This window comes from Rhodococcus sp. NKCM2511, assembly GCF_014905595.1.
In the GTDB taxonomy this organism is placed as follows: domain Bacteria; phylum Actinomycetota; class Actinomycetes; order Mycobacteriales; family Mycobacteriaceae; genus Rhodococcoides; species Rhodococcoides fascians.
Genome location: NZ_BNHJ02000001.1, coordinates 254826 through 270945 on the forward strand (window position 1 = coordinate 254826; position 16120 = coordinate 270945).

The following is a 16120-nucleotide window of genomic DNA, read 5'->3' on the forward strand; positions in this document are numbered from 1 at the left end:
ATTCAGGCGTTGGCCTCGCGTGGTGCATGCCCGAGCGCAACGGACAGCTTCTCCACCAGGCCGATCGCCGCGTCGGCGATGACGGTGCCCGGAGGGAAGATCGCCGCGGCACCCGCCGCGTAGAGCTCGTCGAAATCGCCGGGCGGGATGACGCCACCGACGACGATCATGATGTCCTCGCGCCCGACCTCGGCCAAGGCCTGTCGCAAGGCGGGCACCAGCGTCAGATGGCCTGCCGCCAGCGACGACACTCCGACGACATGGACGTCGTTGTCCGCCGCCTGCCGGGCCACCTCCTCGGGCGTCTGGAACAACGGACCGACGTCGACGTCGAAGCCGATGTCGGCGAACGCCGTGGCAATGACCTTCTGGCCTCGGTCGTGTCCGTCCTGCCCCATCTTGCACACCAGAACACGAGGACGACGGCCCTCGTCCTCGGCGAACTGTTCGACCAACGCGGTGGCGCGGGTGATGTTCTCGGATTTACCTGCCTCGTCGCGGTACACACCACTGATTGTCCGTATTTCGGCCTGGTGGCGCCCGTAGACCTTCTCCAAGGCGTCGGAAATCTCACCGACGGTGGCCATCTTGCGGGCGGCATCGATGGCGAGAGCCAGCAGGTTGTTCTCCATGCCCGGCTGGTCCGACGCTGCGGCCCGGGTCAGGTTCGCCAGGGCCGCCTCGACCTCGGCGGTGTCCCGCTCGGCACGAAGACGCTCGAGCTTCTCGATCTGTTCTTTTCGCACCTTCGAGTTCTCGACTTTGAGTACCTCGATGGTGTCGGGCTCGTCGGGCACGTACTTGTTGACGCCCACCAGCGGTTGGCGCCCGGAGTCGATGCGCGCCTGGGTACGAGCCGCCGCCTCCTCGATGCGCAACTTCGGAATGCCCTCGCCGATGGCCTGCGCCATGCCGCCCGCTTCCTCGACCTCCGCAATGTGTGCGCGAGCCCGATTCGCCAGCTGATGGGTGAGCCACTCGACGTAGTGCGACCCGCCCCACGGATCGATCGGCCGAACGGTGTTGGATTCCTGCGCGATGAGCAGCTGAGTGTTGCGGGCGATACGGGCCGAGAAATCGGTCGGCAACGCCAGTGCCTCGTCGAGCGCGTTGGTGTGCAGGGACTGCGTATGGCCCTGGGTCGCGGCCATGGCTTCGACACAGGTGCGGGCGACGTTGTTGAACACGTCCTGTGCGGTCAGCGACCAACCCGACGTCTGCGAATGAGTGCGCAGGGAACGGGATTTGGCACTCTTGGGCTCGAATTGTTGGACGAGCTCGGCCCACAGCAGCCGCCCGGCGCGGAGCTTGGCAACCTCCATGAAGAAGTTCATTCCGATGGCCCAGAAGAACGACAACCGCGGCGCGAACGTGTCGATGTCCATGCCGGCGTCCAGGCCGGCCCGGATGTACTCGACACCGTCCGCGAGGGTGTAGGCGAGTTCGAGATCGGCTGTGGCACCGGCTTCTTGGATGTGGTAGCCGGAGATGGAGATCGAGTTGTACTTCGGCATCTTCTCGCTGGTGTACGCAAAGATATCCGAGATGATGCGCATCGACGGCTTCGGCGGATAGATGTAGGTGTTGCGCACCATGAACTCTTTGAGGATGTCGTTCTGGATGGTGCCGGCGAGTTTCTCCGGCCCGACGCCCTGCTCCTCCGCGGCGGCGACGTACAGCGCCAGAATCGGCAGCACCGCTCCGTTCATCGTCATCGACACCGAGACGCTACCGAGGTCGATACCGTCGAACAGCTGACGCATGTCGTAAATGGAATCGATTGCCACACCGGCCATTCCGACGTCACCCTGCACTCGCGGGTGATCGGAGTCGTAGCCCCGGTGCGTGGCCAGATCGAACGCCACCGACAGGCCTTTCTGCCCGGCCGCGAGGTTGCGGCGGTAGAAGGCGTTGGACTCGGCCGCGGTGGAGAATCCGGCGTACTGACGAATGGTCCACGGTTGGTTGACGTACATCGTGGGATACGGCCCGCGGAGGAACGGCGGGGCACCCGGATAGCTGTGCAACGGGTAGCCCTCGGCCTCGGCGGCGTCCCGGTCTGCCTCGGTGTACACCGGCTTGACGTCGATGCCCTCGGGAGTGGACCACACCACCTGCTCGGGGGTGTAGAAGTTCGCCTTGGCACCGTTCTTCACGTGTGTGGCCACGTCCTCCGCGGACGGCGGCGACGGCGTCGGCTCGTCGGGATCGACCAGCGGTACGTCGGCGAAACTGCCGATGGTGTGCGAGATTCGGTTCTCGTCGGTACTCACTTCGAGGCTCCCAGCGTGTCGAGAAGTTCGGTCAGCACGGCGACGGCGTCGACCTTGGCGGTCAGGAATCCGTCGGGACGGGACGGGCCGTCGACGCCGGCGAAGATCTTTTCCGGGCCGGCGAGCAAAACCCGCGAGACCCCTGCTGCACGCAGAGCGTCCACGGCAGTAGCGGCCTCGTCGCCGTAGCGCTTGTCGGTTCCGCACACCACGGCGATCGAGGCTCCCGACGCTTCGACAGCACCGGCGACAGCGTCCACGCCCAGGGGGCCGGGGTTGACCGCTTCGATTCCCCCCGACGCCAACAGATTGGACGCGAAGGTCGTCCGGACGTTGTGCTCGGCGACGGTCCCCAACGGGACCAGTAGCACCTGGGGCCGCGAATCATGTTGGGCCAGATAAGAATCCGATCGATCTCTGAGCGACTCGAATGCCCGGCCGTACCGATACACGGGTGCCGAGCCGGCAGGCTGCGTCTGCTCGGGAGTCAGGGGGGCCTCGGCCAGATTGGGAAACTCGTTGACACCGGTCAGCGGAGTGATGCGATGCGCGATGTCGGACTCGCGCTCTGCACGGGTCTTCTCGATGTCGGCGACCAGCGAACCGTCCGCGGTTGCTGCAGCGAATCCGCCCGAAGCCTCGGCGCGCCGGAAGAAGTCCCACGCCGTCGCGGCAACCGCAGCCGTGAGTTCCTCGATGTACCACGAGCCCGAACCCGGATCCAGAACCCGACCCAGATGGGCTTCCTCCAGCAGGAGCAATTGAGTGTTTCTCGCGATACGGGCAGCGAACGTCTTGGACACTCCGGCGGCGCCACCGTTCAGTGCCGCGTCGAACGGCAGCACCGTCACCGAATCCGCACCACCCACTCCGGCCCCGAACGACGCAAGAGTGGTACGCAGCATGTTCACCCACGGATCGCGCTGAGACATCATCGCTTCCGACGTCACCGCATGCTGAGGAGCATCACCGGCGTCGGGCGCACCGCACACCTGCGCAATCCGTGCCCACAGAATGCGAGCAGCGCGAAACTTGGCGATGGTCTGGAACTGGTCGTCGGTTGCTGCGAATCGAAACTCGATCTGGCGCAAAGCATCCGAGACGGCCACACCGTTCTCGGTCATCGATCGGACGTACTCGAGCCCGGCCGCGATCGACGCACCCAGTTCCTGCGCATCCGACGCACCGAGATTATGGAACACGGTGCCGTCGACGGTGATGGCACGCATCGACTCGGCGCGGTCGATGCACGCGCGAGCCAGGTCGAGTGCATCGGCCATCTCTATGGATTCCGTGCCTGCCACTGCAGCAGTGAGAGTGTCCACTCCGAGTCTGACGTCGACGGCGGCGCGATCGTCGATCTCTGCCGCATCGAGAACGTCGAACAGTGCCGTCGCTGCCGCGCGAACATCCCTGCGGGCATCGATCGTCAACGGGGCCAGCTCGAGCAGCACACCACGGAGAGCCTCCGACAGATCCGACGGATCCAACCCACGCGACCCCACCGTCAACCAGAGGGCACTGGTGCCGTTGGCGAGCGAATCGAGGATCTGACCGTTCAGCGCGGGCACACCGTCACGAACGTCGGAACCGTGACGCGTGCACACCTTCCAGCCCGCATTGACGTCCCGATGCGGATCACGCCCCCGCAGGTACGGAAACTGCCCCGGCAACGGACCCTCGGGGCGCTCGTCGAACGCGGTGTACAGCGGAGACACCGTGATTCCGTCGTACGTCGTGGAATCGAGAAGATGTTCGGGATCGGCAGGCAGATCCGCCACATCGACCCGGCGAGACTTCGCCAGGACCCCGGCCACCGCCTGCTGCCAGGCCGCGTGGGCACTGCGTGCGGCATCTTCGTGCGACGCGATGGACACGTGTGCTGCTCCCTCGGTTCGGCGGGCAGTCCTACACCCGACTTGAAGTGATGCTAACCCCACCTACATGCAGGCTATCGTGAGGATCACCTCACGTTCGGTGACCCACGCCGCAGGCTCCGCTCCCGAACCGTCTGGTCACTCCGCAGGCTCCGCTCCCGCCCCCTTTCGGTCACTCCGCAGGCTCCGCTCCCGCCCCCCTGGGTCACTCCGCAGGCTCCGCTCCCGAACCGTTCTGTCATCTCACGCCGGTACTCTTGCCTCTCGTGACCCGGCACCTGCGCGACCTTCGTCTGATCGCGCTACTGGCGGTGATCGTCGTCCTGGCTGTCGTTGCGGTGTTCGCCCCGCATCCGAGTGTCGAGCAGATGCGCCAGTGGGGCACCTCGGTCGGTCCTGCGTTTCCGCTCGTGTTCTTCGCCGTCCATGCACTGGTGACCATTGCACCCATTCCCAGAACCCTGTTCACATTGAGCGCCGGAGTGCTGTTCGGGCCATTCACCGGTCTGGCGGTGACGATCGGCGCCTCTACGGTCAGCGCGGTCCTCGCCCTGCTGTTGGTTCGGGCGATCGGGCGAGAAGCCGTGGCGGCGCGAATGTCGCATTCAGCTCTCGACTCTGTCGACGAGAGCCTGCGCCGACGAGGGTGGCTCGCGGTCGGCTCTCTGCGATTGATCGCCCCGGTGCCTTTCTCTCTGGTGAACTACGCCTGCGGTGTGTCGGCGGTTCGGCTTGTCCCCTTCGCTCTGGCCACTGCCGCCGGCATGCTGCCCGGCACCCTCGGGATCGTGGTGATCGGTGGAGCAATCGGCGGGCAGACCCATCCGGTACTGCTGGTGCTGTCCGGAATCTGCATTGCGATCGGCGTGAGCGGGTTGTTCGTCGACTGGCGTTTGTCGCGGACTCGTGAGGCCGCATCGGCACCGGAGAACAGGCGTCAGGGCGAGAACCTTGATTCGGGACAATCAAGCCTGGAAGCTTGACTTGATCAAATCAACGCTCTAGCCTTGTCGCATGTTCGTGATGACCGTCGACCAGCGTCGCAGCAGACGTGACATCGATCGCGTGCCCGATCTACTGGACCGGTATCGCGATTTCGATCTGATCCGCCCGTTCGAACGCACCGCAGGCGACGAGGTCCAGGCCGTCTGTGAGGACGCAGCAACCGTCGTCGCGATCGCCCTCGACCTGGTGGCGACGCCACATTGGAGCGTGGGAATCGGCGTCGGTTCGGTCGAGCTTCCGTTACCCGACACGACGCGCGCCGGCCGGGGCCAGGCATTCGAGGCTGCCCGAGACGCCGTCACCAGAGCGAAGAATGCGCCTGCTGCGCTCGCCGTCACCGGACCCGAGCCGGAAGCGGCCGAGGACGCCGAAACCGCATCGACCTTGGTTGCCATACTCGTCGCTCGTCGCTCGGACCAGGGCCGAGAGGCGGTTGCGCTCATGGCAGAGGGAATGTCGCAGACCGACGCGGCCGAAAGGCTCGGTATCAGCAAACAGGCTATGTCGCAACGACTTTCCGTCGCCGGCTGGCACGTCGAAAATGCCGGCCGCACCCTTGCCGCGAGGTTGTTGAACGCGGCTGACGCGACAGGAAGTCACACGTCATGATCGTCGTCGCCCTCGTTCTTCTGGCTCTGACGGCAGGTGTCGCCCTCGTCCCGGCCGGCGACCGCATCAGGCTGTGGGTCCCCACTGTGGCTGCCTCGACTCTGCTCACCGCAGCCGCTGTGCTTGCCACGCTCGCCGGGCCGGCACACGGCGTCGGTCATGCAGTCGGAGTCGTCCTGAGCGTTGCCGTGGCCGCCGTCGGCGGCACTGCCGTGGTGCCGAGCGTCTTTCGCGTCGCCAGACGACAGAACGACTCGACCGACGACGAGCCGGTCGAGCCGCTGCGTGGAGGGTTGACGATAGGAATTCTCGAACGTGTAGCGGTTGCGGTATCCATTCTCACCGGCTGGCCCGAGGGAATCGCCATCGTACTGGCGGTCAAAGGACTTGCGCGCTACCCCGAACTGCGCGAATCCCACGCCTCCGAACAGTTCATCATCGGCACCTTCGCCAGCGTTCTGTGGGCACTGGCGGCAGCGGGCGTGGGATTCGCGATCAATTCGTGATCAGCGCGCTTCCGGTTCTGCCTCGGGAGATGCCGACAGGGCACCGATATCCATACCCTTGGACAGCTCCGGAGATGCGGCCAACGATGTGTCCACCGGCTTACGGGCCACCGCCTCGGCGGCCTTGACGGCTTCGGCGACAGCCGGATCGGTCTTGGTCTCGAACCACTCCGCAACCTCGTCCGAGTCGTCCTCGGGTTTCGGCTCGTTGCCCGCGGACTCGTTGGGCTCGTATCGGAACACCCCGTCCTCGCCTGGGGCTCCGAGGGTCTTGGCGAACCCTTTGAGAGCGTCGCCGAAATCGCTCGGGATCATCCACACCTTGTTCGCGTCGCCCTGCGCCATCTGAGGCAACGTCTGCATGTACTGGTAGGCCAACAGTTCTGGAGTGGGCTTACCCGCCTTGATGGCACCGAAGACCTTCTCGATGGCCTTCGCCTGCCCCTGCGCCTCGAGGTACTTCGCGGCGCGATCACCCTGAGCCCGCAGAATTCTGGACTGCCGCTCACCCTCGGCAGTGAGGATGGCCGCCTGCTTACCGCCTTCGGCAGCGAGGATTCGACTCTGCTTGTCGCCCTCGGCTGTCTTGATCGCCGATTCACGGTGCCCCTCGGCCGTGAGAATGGTCGCGCGCTTCTCGCGGTCGGCCTTCATCTGCTTCTCCATCGATTCCTGAATCGAGGGTGGCGGGTCGATGCTCTTGAGCTCGACGCGGGCGACTCGAAGACCCCACCGACCGGTGGCCTCGTCCAGCACCACTCGGAGCTGACCGTTGATCGAATCACGGGACGTCAGAGTCTCTTCCAACGTCATTCCGCCGACGACGTTACGCAGCGTGGTGGTGGTCAACTGCTCGACACCGACGATGTAGTTGTTGATCTCGTACACGGCCGACTGTGGATTGGTCACCTGAAAATAGACGACGGTGTCGATCGACACCGTCAGGTTGTCCTTGGTGATGACCGGCTGCGGCGGGAACGAGACGACCCGTTCTCGCAGATCGACTTTCGCACGGATGCGATCGACGAACGGGACGAGGAACGTGAGCTGACCGGACACGGTACGCGTGTACCGACCGAGTCTTTCGATCACTGCTGCCTCGGCTTGCGGGACGATCGAGATGGACTTGGCCATCAACACGGCGACGAACGCAACGATGACGGCCAGTGCTATGAGTGCTTCCACTGGCTTTACGGTCCCTTCCATACGACGGCGGTGGCACCGTCGATTTCCATCACGGTCACGGTGGTACCGGGGGCGTAGACCTCTGTCTCGTCCAACGGACGCGCGGTCCACACCTCGCCACCGAGTTTGATCTGGCCTTCGTGCGCAGTGACCTGTTCGAGCACGACTGCGCTCTTACCGGTGAGAGCCGCAACCCCCATCGGGGTGTCCGGCGGATGTGCGAAGCGCCGCAACAAGATCGGACGCAGACCCAGAACCAACGCCAACGACAACACGCCGAAAACGATTGCGTCTGCCCATACCGGGAAGTCGGTCAACGCCGACACCCCGGCGGTACCGAGCGCACCGCCGGCGATCATCAGTAGGAAGAAGTCCCCCGTCAGTGCTTCGGCACCGGCAAGCACAACCGCCGCTATGAGCCACAAGATCGCTGCCACAAGCTCCATCCTGGCACGAATCGGACATCCGCCGACGGATCAGCTGGTCGTAACAGCTACTCGGTGACGAAATCGACCAACTGTTCGACGGCACCGATCAATGGAGCCTCCAGATCTCGGAAGCTCGACACCGACGAGTACACCCGCCGCCATCCATCCTGCGGAGTTCCCCAGCCCAGCTCTCGACAGATTCCGGTCTTCCAGTCCTGACCGCGCGGAATCTTCGGCCACGCCCCAATGCCGACCGCCGACGGCTTGACGGCCTCCCACACGTCGATGAACGGATGGCCGGTGACGAGAACGTGTTCGCCCAACGATCTGGTCATCTTCGATTCCTTGGACCCGGTCACCAGGTGGTCGACCAGGACCCCGACGCGACGGCCCGGGCCGGGGCCGAAATCGGCCAACCGCTCCCCCAGATTGTCCAGGCCCTCGAGATGTTCGACGACCACGCCCTCCACTCGAAGGTCGTGTCCCCACACGCTTTCCACCAGGGCCGCGTCGTGCACACCCTCGACCCAGATACGGCTGGCACGAGCCGTCCGGGCCCGCAGGCCCTCGACCTTGGTGGATCCGGACGCCGATCTGGTCGGCTTCGCCGCGGTCGCGGGCTTCGGGCGGACCAGCGTCACCCGACGGCCGTCGATCAGGAATGCGGCCTCGCGCAGGGCGAACAGTCGCGTCGTTCGGGCACCGTCCTCGAGTCGGACGAAATCTCCGTCGTATGTGCGCTCGAAGCCGACCACAGCACCGCAATAACCCGAACCCGCGTCCTCGACCACCATGCCGCGCTCGGCCGGCACCTCCGGTGCCGGGACCTTCCGCATGCGACTGTGCCCTTTGAGAATGTCTCCGCCGTACATGTCGTTCACGGCGACCAACGCTAGCGATACCGGCGTCCCGAGCACGGTTCGCCACGCCGACCTATGCTCGTGAGTCGTGTGTTCTCCGAGTGCAAGTCTTGCCCTGTGGGCCGGTTCCTGGCTGGCCGGTGTCGGTTCGCCGGACGACGTCATCGACGCGATGTCCGAGTGGGCACCGATGCATCTGGTCGGTGCCGGTGACGACGAGGCAGCAACGACGTACGGGCTTCGATTTCCGGGCTACGCAGAGGGCATCGCCGGGGCGCTCGCCGCGGTCCGAACCGCCGCGAACGCAGGACCCTCACCCGCAGCCGGGGAGGAACGGATACGTCTGGTGCTGCCCGCAGCGGGCGCAGTGGCCGAACTGCCGGCTCGGACAGAATTCTCTCGTGCAGCGATCGGTGCCGAGCAGGCGGTGATGATCGGTACCCCGGGCTCCGCCGGAATCGGGGTGGTACCCGTCGTCGAGGGCCCCGACGTGCTGCGCTGGACCGTGTATTCGATCGACGTTCCCTCTCACGCCCACCGAGATCGAGGTCTCGGTGAGGCCGAGTACGAGATGCGCGAGGCCGTGCGCGGCGCGGCGGATGCACTCGCACAGATGCAATCGCTCCCCACCCGCACTCTCGAGGCCGACCCGCGCACTCGCATCGCCGAGCTGATCGCCGACGCTGCACGGCACCGCTATCCCCCCGAGATGTCCGAACGCGCCTTCCGAGTGCTCGAATCGGCCGATCGGGTTGCGGCCATCCTCACCGTCGCCGCCGGATCGGCTCCGTCGGAGGCACCGACTGCCGCCGCAGCGGCCGCCCGAGAAGAACTCGTCCGGCCGCTGTGGGCCGCCGTGCGCACGGCCCGGACCATCGCCGTGGCGACGAGCATCGGTGCCTCGATGCAGTCGGCCCGATGACCGACAGGACCGACACGTAGCGGTCCTGTCGGGGCTGGGTCGCGAGACAGGCAAGAAGCCACCCGTCAGGCAGGAGCCGCCAGTCAGGCAGGTGCCGTCGCAGGCCGTGACGGACGCGTCGGCTGCTCGCAACATCCGACGGCACATCGATTGCCGTCGAGGGTGGATCCGTAGCCGGGAACGCTGCCGAGTCCTCGGCACGTCCCGCCGACGCGATACTCGTCCACCAGCTCCCTGATCATCTTCGGGAATCGAGCATCGGAACCGGGCGTACCCGCGCGAGCGAACGCCATCCCGAGTTCACGGGCCTTCTCCTCGGCTTCGGTGTCCAGATCCCACACCACTTCGAGGTGGTCGGACACGAAACCGATCGGGCACACGATCACCGCGTCGACGGACTTCTCGGACAGCGCTTCGAGATGATCGCAGATGTCGGGGTCGAGCCACGGAACCTGCGGTGGTCCGGAACGAGACTGCCACACCAGATCGTATTCGGTGCTGCCGGATGCGGCCGCCACCAGGCGCGACGCCTCCGCAACCTGCCGGCTGTACAGGTGGCCACCATCCGCGGGTGGGCCTGCATTGGCGTCGGCTGCCGACGGAATGGAATGCGCGGTGAACACCAGCCGCGCTCCTGCCCGATGCTCCTCCGGCAGAGACCTGCGCGCGGCATCGACGGCCTCGGCGAACGCCTCGACCATCAACGGGTGGTCGTAGTACTGACGGATCTTGAGCAAATGCGGGGCGTCGTCCCCCACCGATGCACGGGCCCTGGCGATGTCCTCGTGGTACTGCCTGCACCCGGAATACCCGCCCCACGCGGAAGTCGGGAAGACGAGCGCGGAGCGGACGCCGTCCGCCTTCATCGTCGCAACGGTGTCCTCGACCATCGGATGCCAATTGCGATTACCGAAGTAGATCGGCAATTCGATTCCGGCCGAATCGAACTCGGCCTGCAGCGCGGCGATGATGTCGCGATTGAGTTCGTTGATCGGTGACACGCCACCGAAGTGCATGTAGTGCTCGACGACGGCGTCGAGACGCTCGGGCGGCACACCACGTCCGCGAGTGACGTTCTCGAGAAACGGGCGAACGTCGGCGGGCTTTTCCGGTCCGCCGAACGAGAGCACCAACAGTGCGTCGAAATCTCCAGGGGTGGTCATGAATCCATTGTGCCCCTGTCGCAGCAGGGCTGCGGCAGGGGCGCAATCGGTCGACGAAACCTACGGTGAGCGAGCCCACGTCGGACTCCACTCACCGACGTGTCACATGTTTTCGGGCAGGTACGTGTTGTGGCTCGCTCCGCCGTCGACGTACACGATCGACCCGGTGGTTCCGGGCAGCCAATCCGACAGCAACGCGACGATCGACTTGGCGACGACGGTCGGATCGTTGACGTCCCATCCGATGGGAGCGGCGCCGTCCCAGTACACGTTCAGCTGGTCCATCTTGGCCGCATCGCCGGTCGCGGTGCCCGCAATCGCCTTGGCGGCAAGAGTCCTGATCGGTCCTGCTGCAACGAGATTGGAGCGGATACGCTTGGCTGCGCCCACTTCCCGTGCCACGTAACGATTCACCGACTCGAGAGCAGCCTTGGCTACGCCCATCCAGTTGTAGTACGGCATCGACGTCCGCGGATCGAAGTCCATTCCGACGATCGAGCCACCCTCGTTCATGACCGGGAGCACGGCACGCGCGAGAGATGCGTAGCTCCACGCCGAGATCTCGAATGCCCTCGCCGCGTCGGGGCCGGGGCCGTCGAGGAACGGCTTGGCGTCCGGGCCCATCAGGGTGCGAGGTGCGAATGCGATGGAGTGCAGAACTCCGTCGATACCCTCCGGCGCTACTTCACGAATTCGGTCCGCCAGCGCGGCGAGGTGCTCTTCGTTGGTGGCGTCGAGCTCGATCGCCGGGGGCACCTCCTTGGGCAGCCGCTGCGCGATGCGGTCGATGAGCCGCAGCCGATCGAACCCGGTGATGATCACCTTGGCACCCTGCTCCTGCGCCATGGCCGCGGCGTGGAACGCGATCGACGCGTCGGTGATGATGCCGGTGATGAGAATGGTCTTGCCTTCGAGCAATCCGCCCATAATGCTGCGTCCTTAATTCGGAGGTGAATATCTATCGAAATCGTTGTGCGAGAGGGTTTCTCAGTGCCCCATGCCCATGCCGCCGTCGACGGGAATGACAGCACCGGACACGTACGACGAGTCCGGACCCGCAAGGAAACTCACGACTGCTGCAACGTCCTCGGGCTGACCGAGACGCTGAAGTGGAATGTATTCCTTCGCCTTGCCGCGCAAGTCGTCCGACAACTCTGCGGTCATGTCGGTTTCGATGAATCCCGGTGAGACGACGTTCGCCGTGATGGACCGCGAACCCAACTCCCTCGTGATCGACCGGGCCATGCCGATGACTCCGGCCTTGGACGCCGCGTAATTGATCTGCCCCGGCCCGCCGGCCATCGCGACAACGGAACTGAGGAAGATCATCCGACCCCAGCGCGCGCGCAGCATGGCCCGGTTGGCGCGTTTGGCGACTCGGAAGGCTCCGGTCAGGTTCGCATCGATGACCCGCTGGAACTGCTCCTCGGTCATACGCATCAGCAGGGTGTCGTCGGTGATGCCCGCGTTGGCGACGAGTACCTCGACGGGTCCGTGCTTCTCCTCGACCTCCTTGAAGGCCGCGTCGACCGAATCGGAGTCGGTGACGTCGCAGACGACCCCGAGCAATCCGTCGGGAGCCCCGGATCCGCGGTGGGTGACGGCCACCTTGTGTCCGTCGGCACTGAGCCGTTGGGCGATGGCCAGACCGATACCCCGGTTACCTCCGGTGACGAGTACCGATCGCGCGATGAAGTCAGGTGTGGACATGCCTAGCAACCTATCTGTTCGTCCTGGAATGACAAAGCGAAACTTACTGGTGAGTAATAACAGCGATCACGGCAATCGTTGCCGCATCACCAACGCCGAACCGAGCCCGGCCGAGATGCACAGGACACCGAGGATCAACCAGGGTCGCGATGCGTCCCCGCGGGTGATCTCGAAGCCGATTTGCTCCTCCAGGGTGTCGTAGACGTCTCGGAGGCCCTCGAGCGAGGAGGCCGTGAAGAAACTTCCCCCGGACAGAGTCGCGATCTCGCGCAACGACGGGTCGTCGACCGGAACGGGCACGCGCTCGACCCCGCCTCCACCTTCGTCTTCGATCTCGACCGACCCGTAGCTGGTGCCGAACGAGATCGTCGAGATCGGCACTCCCTTGTCCTTGGCTGCGCGCGCTGCGGTGTAGCCGCCTCGTGGATCGTCGAGGTTCTGGGGAACGGTTTGCTTACCGTCGGAGAGCAGCACGATGCGGGCCGGCGGTGCCGCGTCGCCACCCCCGAGGATCGCGCCGAGAGTGTCGATCGACTGCAGCGAGGTGAAGATTGCTTCACCGGTGGCCGTACGCTCGCTGAGCTGCAGTTTGTCGATTGCCGACTTGGTGGCGTCGCGGTTGGCCGTGGGTGAGACCAGTACCGAGGCAGTGCCGGCGAACGCGACGAGACCGAGGTTGATGCCGGGCGTGAGGCCATCGGCGAACGACTTCGCTGCTTCTTGGGCCGCAGCCAGCCGAGTGGGTTCGACGTCCGTCGCTTCCATGGACAGCGACACATCGATGACGAGCATGACCGTCGCGCGGTTGCGTGGAACACGTTGATCGGCAGTGGGGCCGGCCAACGCGACGGTCAGGAACATCAGCCCGACCAGTACCAGTGCGGTCGGGAGATGACGCAGACGATTGGGCCGGTTCGGCGCGACCGACTCGAGCAACTCCATGTTGGAGAAACGCAGCACGTGCTTCTGCTTGCGGCGTTGAATCCAGACGTACCCCGCCGTCAGGGCGATGACGACGACCAGAAACGCGAGCCACCACGGCGCAGAGAAATCGGTGAGGCTCATCGCGAACCTGCCCTAGCGGTATTGGTGAAACCGGAGCCGATGGTGTGCCTGCGAGCAGTGACGAAGCGGACGACATCGGCGATCCAGTCACCGTCGGTGCGCAGAGTCAAACGCGGTGCCCCGCATCGGCGCAACGCTTTCTCCACGTCGTCGCGGTGTGCTTCGGCTGCTCGCGCGAAGTCGGCGCGGAGCCGGGGCGTCGCGGCGAACTCCCGAGTGCGGCCGGACTCCGGGTCGTGCAGAACCACGTCTCCCACATCCGGAAGTTCGAGATCTCGCGGATCGAGCACCTCGACGGCAAGTACGTCGTGTCTGGCAGAGATCGCCCGCAGCGATCGCTCCCAGTCGATCGGGCCGAGGAAGTCGCTGATCACCACGGCCAGACCGCGACGGCGTTCGGGACGCCGCAGCGCCTCGACGGCATCGCGAAGATCTCCTCGGACGCCGTCCGCGGCGGACGGTGTCGTAGCGATCGTCCGCAGCATCGACTGGCTGTGCACCCGCCCCCCGCGCGCTGGGATTCGCGTCGTCGTCGCGCCGGTGGCCACGACAGCTCCGATGCGATTACCACCGCCGCCGGTCAGGTGGGTGATGGCGGCCGAGGCCGCGACCGCGAGATCGCGCTTCTCGCACCCCGCGGTTCCGAAGTCGAGGCTGGCCGACAGATCGACGACAAGCCACGTTTCCAGTTCGCGATCGGCCACCGACTGCCGCACGTGTGGGTGTGTCGTCCGGGCAGTGACCGACCAGTCCATCTGCCGAACGTCGTCACCGGGCTGATACTCGCGCGCGTCCCCCGGTTCGGATCCCGGGCCGGGTATCAGGCCGAGGTGGTCGCCGTGCAGAACGCCGTCGAGACGCCTACGTACCGTTATCTCGAGCGTGCGCAGCGCAGCGGCCAACTTCGGATCACGCAGTTCGCCGGACCGAAACGACGGCGGCCGTGAGACCGCACCTCGGCCGGCTCTGTCGGCTGCGCTCACTGACCCGGCGAACCGGTCGACGATGCATCACCCGACGGCTTGTGCAGCGACGGAGCGGGTTCGCCGGCCGGACCGCCCGGTGGGCGCTGCTCGGGTCCGGGCTGGGGTGCCGAGCCGGGCCCTTGCCCGGGGAACTGCGGCTGACCCGGGTACTGCCCCTGGGCCGGGCTCTGTCCCTGCCCCGGATTCGGTCCCTGGGCCGGACTCTGTCCCTGCCCCGGGTACTGCCCCTGGGCCGGATACGGTCCCTGAGCCGGATACTGCGGCCCCGCTCCCGGGAACTGCGGTGTGCCCTGTTGGCCACCGAAGGGCTGACCGGGTGCGGTGCCGTTGTCCTGCGACATCGGAACCGCCTGCGGCGACACCTGCGGTAGTCCGACGGTCTGCAGAATGCGGGAGATCACGGTCTCGGGCGTCACTTCGTCGGCGAGGGCATCGTAGGACAGCACCAGCCGATGCCGGAGCACGTCGGGAATCACCTCGAGCACGTCCTGAGGAACGACGTAGTCGCGGCCTCGCAGCAGGGCGAGGGCGCGGGACGCAGCGATGATGCCGAGGGTGGCACGCGGGGAGGCCCCGTATGCGATCCAGCTGCCGACATCGTCCAATCCGAACTGTTCGGGCGTGCGGGTGGCGGCGATGACCCGAACCACGTAGTCGACGAGCGCGTGGTGCACGAACACCGAACTGGCCAGGTTCTGCAGACGGACCAATTCGACAGGGTCGAGTATTTGCTTGGGCTCGGGGGCCTTGATCCCCATGCGGTAGACGATCTCGCGTTCTTCTTCCACCGTCGGATAGTCGACGACGATCTTGAACAGGAAGCGGTCGCGCTGGGCTTCCGGGAGCGGGTACACGCCTTCGTTCTCGATGGGGTTCTGCGTCGCCATCACCAGGAAAGGATCGGGCATGGGGAACGTCCTGCCACCGATGGTCACGTGCCGCTCGGCCATGACTTCGAGCAGCGCCGACTGGACCTTCGCCGGTGCTCGGTTGATCTCGTCGGCAAGGACGAAGTTCGCGACGACCGGGCCGAGTTCGGTGTCGAACTCTTCGCGGCCCTGACGGTAGATGCGGGTTCCGACCAGGTCGGTGGGTACCAGGTCCGGGGTGAACTGGACACGGGAGAACGAGCCACCGACAACGCGGGCGAACGTCTCCACTGCGAGGGTCTTCGCCACGCCGGGAACGCCTTCCAGCAGCACGTGCCCACGGGCCAACAAGCCGACCAGAATGCGCTCGACCAGACGATCCTGACCGACGATCACCCTTTTGACCTCGTACACGGCCTTCTCGAGAAGCCGAACGTCGTCGGCGAGATCGGGACTGTCCACCCGCTCCGGCTCCCCACCCTGCGGATTCGGACTCGAAGACCCGATCTGTGTCGGCTCCTCGTCGTTCGAAATCCGGCCGTCACGTGATGTCACCAAGAATTCACCGCTTTCAGTCGATCATCGTCGGGCACGTTCCATACCGCCGAGATCAACTATTCCAGGTGATGCTCGCGCGCGCCGAAACCCACCCCTGACCCGCG

The 16120-nt window shown here is 65.5% G+C and carries 15 protein-coding genes; 4 read left to right on the forward strand and 11 right to left on the reverse strand.

The window, feature by feature from the left end; genetic code table 11:
- Window positions 1-2: 2 nt before the first annotated feature.
- On the reverse strand, window positions 3-2273 hold the full coding sequence (scpA, locus tag JLZ96_RS01005; protein WP_094652831.1) for a methylmalonyl-CoA mutase: 2271 nt from the start codon (window positions 2271-2273) through the stop codon (window positions 3-5).
- Window positions 2270-4150 carry a methylmalonyl-CoA mutase small subunit gene (mutA, locus tag JLZ96_RS01010; protein ID WP_201009367.1) on the reverse strand — a complete coding sequence of 627 codons (1881 nt, stop codon included), beginning with the start codon at window positions 4148-4150 and terminating at the stop codon, window positions 2270-2272. The genes scpA and mutA overlap by 4 nt, the downstream gene beginning before the upstream one ends.
- Window positions 4151-4416: 266 nt before the next feature.
- Between mutA and JLZ96_RS01015 the strand changes: the two genes are divergently transcribed.
- Genes JLZ96_RS01015 through JLZ96_RS01025 form a run of 3 tightly spaced genes read left to right on the forward strand, consistent with a single transcriptional unit; the run spans window position 4417 to window position 6270 of the window.
- A complete protein-coding gene (locus JLZ96_RS01015; protein WP_027497045.1) occupies window positions 4417-5133 on the forward strand; it encodes a TVP38/TMEM64 family protein in 717 nt (238 codons plus the stop codon).
- 31 nt (window positions 5134-5164) lie between these two features.
- Complete coding sequence (locus JLZ96_RS01020) at window positions 5165-5764, forward strand: hypothetical protein (RefSeq protein ID WP_027497044.1); 600 nt, start codon at window positions 5165-5167, stop codon at window positions 5762-5764.
- Window positions 5761-6270 carry a hypothetical protein gene (locus tag JLZ96_RS01025; RefSeq protein ID WP_027497043.1) on the forward strand — a complete coding sequence of 170 codons (510 nt, stop codon included), beginning with the start codon at window positions 5761-5763 and terminating at the stop codon, window positions 6268-6270. Before JLZ96_RS01020 ends, JLZ96_RS01025 begins: the two co-directional genes overlap by 4 nt.
- Here the strand turns inward: JLZ96_RS01025 and JLZ96_RS01030 are convergent, their stop codons facing one another.
- Genes JLZ96_RS01030 through JLZ96_RS01040 form a run of 3 tightly spaced genes read right to left on the reverse strand, consistent with a single transcriptional unit; the run spans window position 6271 to window position 8755 of the window.
- Complete coding sequence (locus tag JLZ96_RS01030) at window positions 6271-7455, reverse strand: SPFH domain-containing protein (protein ID WP_027497042.1); 1185 nt, start codon at window positions 7453-7455, stop codon at window positions 6271-6273.
- 5 nt (window positions 7456-7460) lie between these two features.
- Window positions 7461-7892: an NfeD family protein gene (locus JLZ96_RS01035; RefSeq protein ID WP_027497041.1), complete on the reverse strand. Its 432-nt coding sequence runs from the start codon at window positions 7890-7892 to the stop codon at window positions 7461-7463.
- 56 nt (window positions 7893-7948) lie between these two features.
- Window positions 7949-8755 carry a DUF3097 domain-containing protein gene (locus JLZ96_RS01040; RefSeq protein WP_201010622.1) on the reverse strand — a complete coding sequence of 269 codons (807 nt, stop codon included), beginning with the start codon at window positions 8753-8755 and terminating at the stop codon, window positions 7949-7951.
- A gap of 76 nt (window positions 8756-8831) precedes the next feature.
- On the opposite strand from JLZ96_RS01040, the gene JLZ96_RS01045 reads away from it, so the two are divergent.
- Window positions 8832-9665: a hypothetical protein gene (locus tag JLZ96_RS01045; protein WP_176457081.1), complete on the forward strand. Its 834-nt coding sequence runs from the start codon at window positions 8832-8834 to the stop codon at window positions 9663-9665.
- A gap of 83 nt (window positions 9666-9748) precedes the next feature.
- On the opposite strand, the gene JLZ96_RS01050 is transcribed toward JLZ96_RS01045, so the two are convergent.
- The 6 genes from JLZ96_RS01050 to JLZ96_RS01075 all read right to left on the reverse strand — a co-directional run bounded on the left by JLZ96_RS01050 (window position 9749) and on the right by JLZ96_RS01075 (window position 15965).
- Window positions 9749-10828, reverse strand: coding sequence for a ferrochelatase (locus JLZ96_RS01050; protein WP_032365774.1), 1080 nt, complete (start codon window positions 10826-10828; stop codon window positions 9749-9751).
- Between the two features lie 102 nt (window positions 10829-10930).
- On the reverse strand, window positions 10931-11755 hold the full coding sequence (gene inhA, locus JLZ96_RS01055) for an NADH-dependent enoyl-ACP reductase InhA (protein ID WP_027497037.1): 825 nt from the start codon (window positions 11753-11755) through the stop codon (window positions 10931-10933).
- A gap of 60 nt (window positions 11756-11815) precedes the next feature.
- Window positions 11816-12538 carry a 3-oxoacyl-ACP reductase FabG1 gene (gene fabG1 / locus JLZ96_RS01060; protein ID WP_032365773.1) on the reverse strand — a complete coding sequence of 241 codons (723 nt, stop codon included), beginning with the start codon at window positions 12536-12538 and terminating at the stop codon, window positions 11816-11818.
- Window positions 12539-12604: 66 nt separating this feature from the next.
- Complete coding sequence (locus JLZ96_RS01065) at window positions 12605-13603, reverse strand: VWA domain-containing protein (protein ID WP_032365772.1); 999 nt, start codon at window positions 13601-13603, stop codon at window positions 12605-12607.
- Complete coding sequence (locus JLZ96_RS01070; protein WP_201009368.1) at window positions 13600-14586, reverse strand: DUF58 domain-containing protein; 987 nt, start codon at window positions 14584-14586, stop codon at window positions 13600-13602. The genes JLZ96_RS01065 and JLZ96_RS01070 overlap by 4 nt, the downstream gene beginning before the upstream one ends.
- Window positions 14583-15965, reverse strand: coding sequence for an AAA family ATPase (locus tag JLZ96_RS01075; protein ID WP_374758042.1), 1383 nt, complete (start codon window positions 15963-15965; stop codon window positions 14583-14585). Before JLZ96_RS01075 ends, JLZ96_RS01070 begins: the two co-directional genes overlap by 4 nt.
- Window positions 15966-16120: the final 155 nt, after the last annotated feature.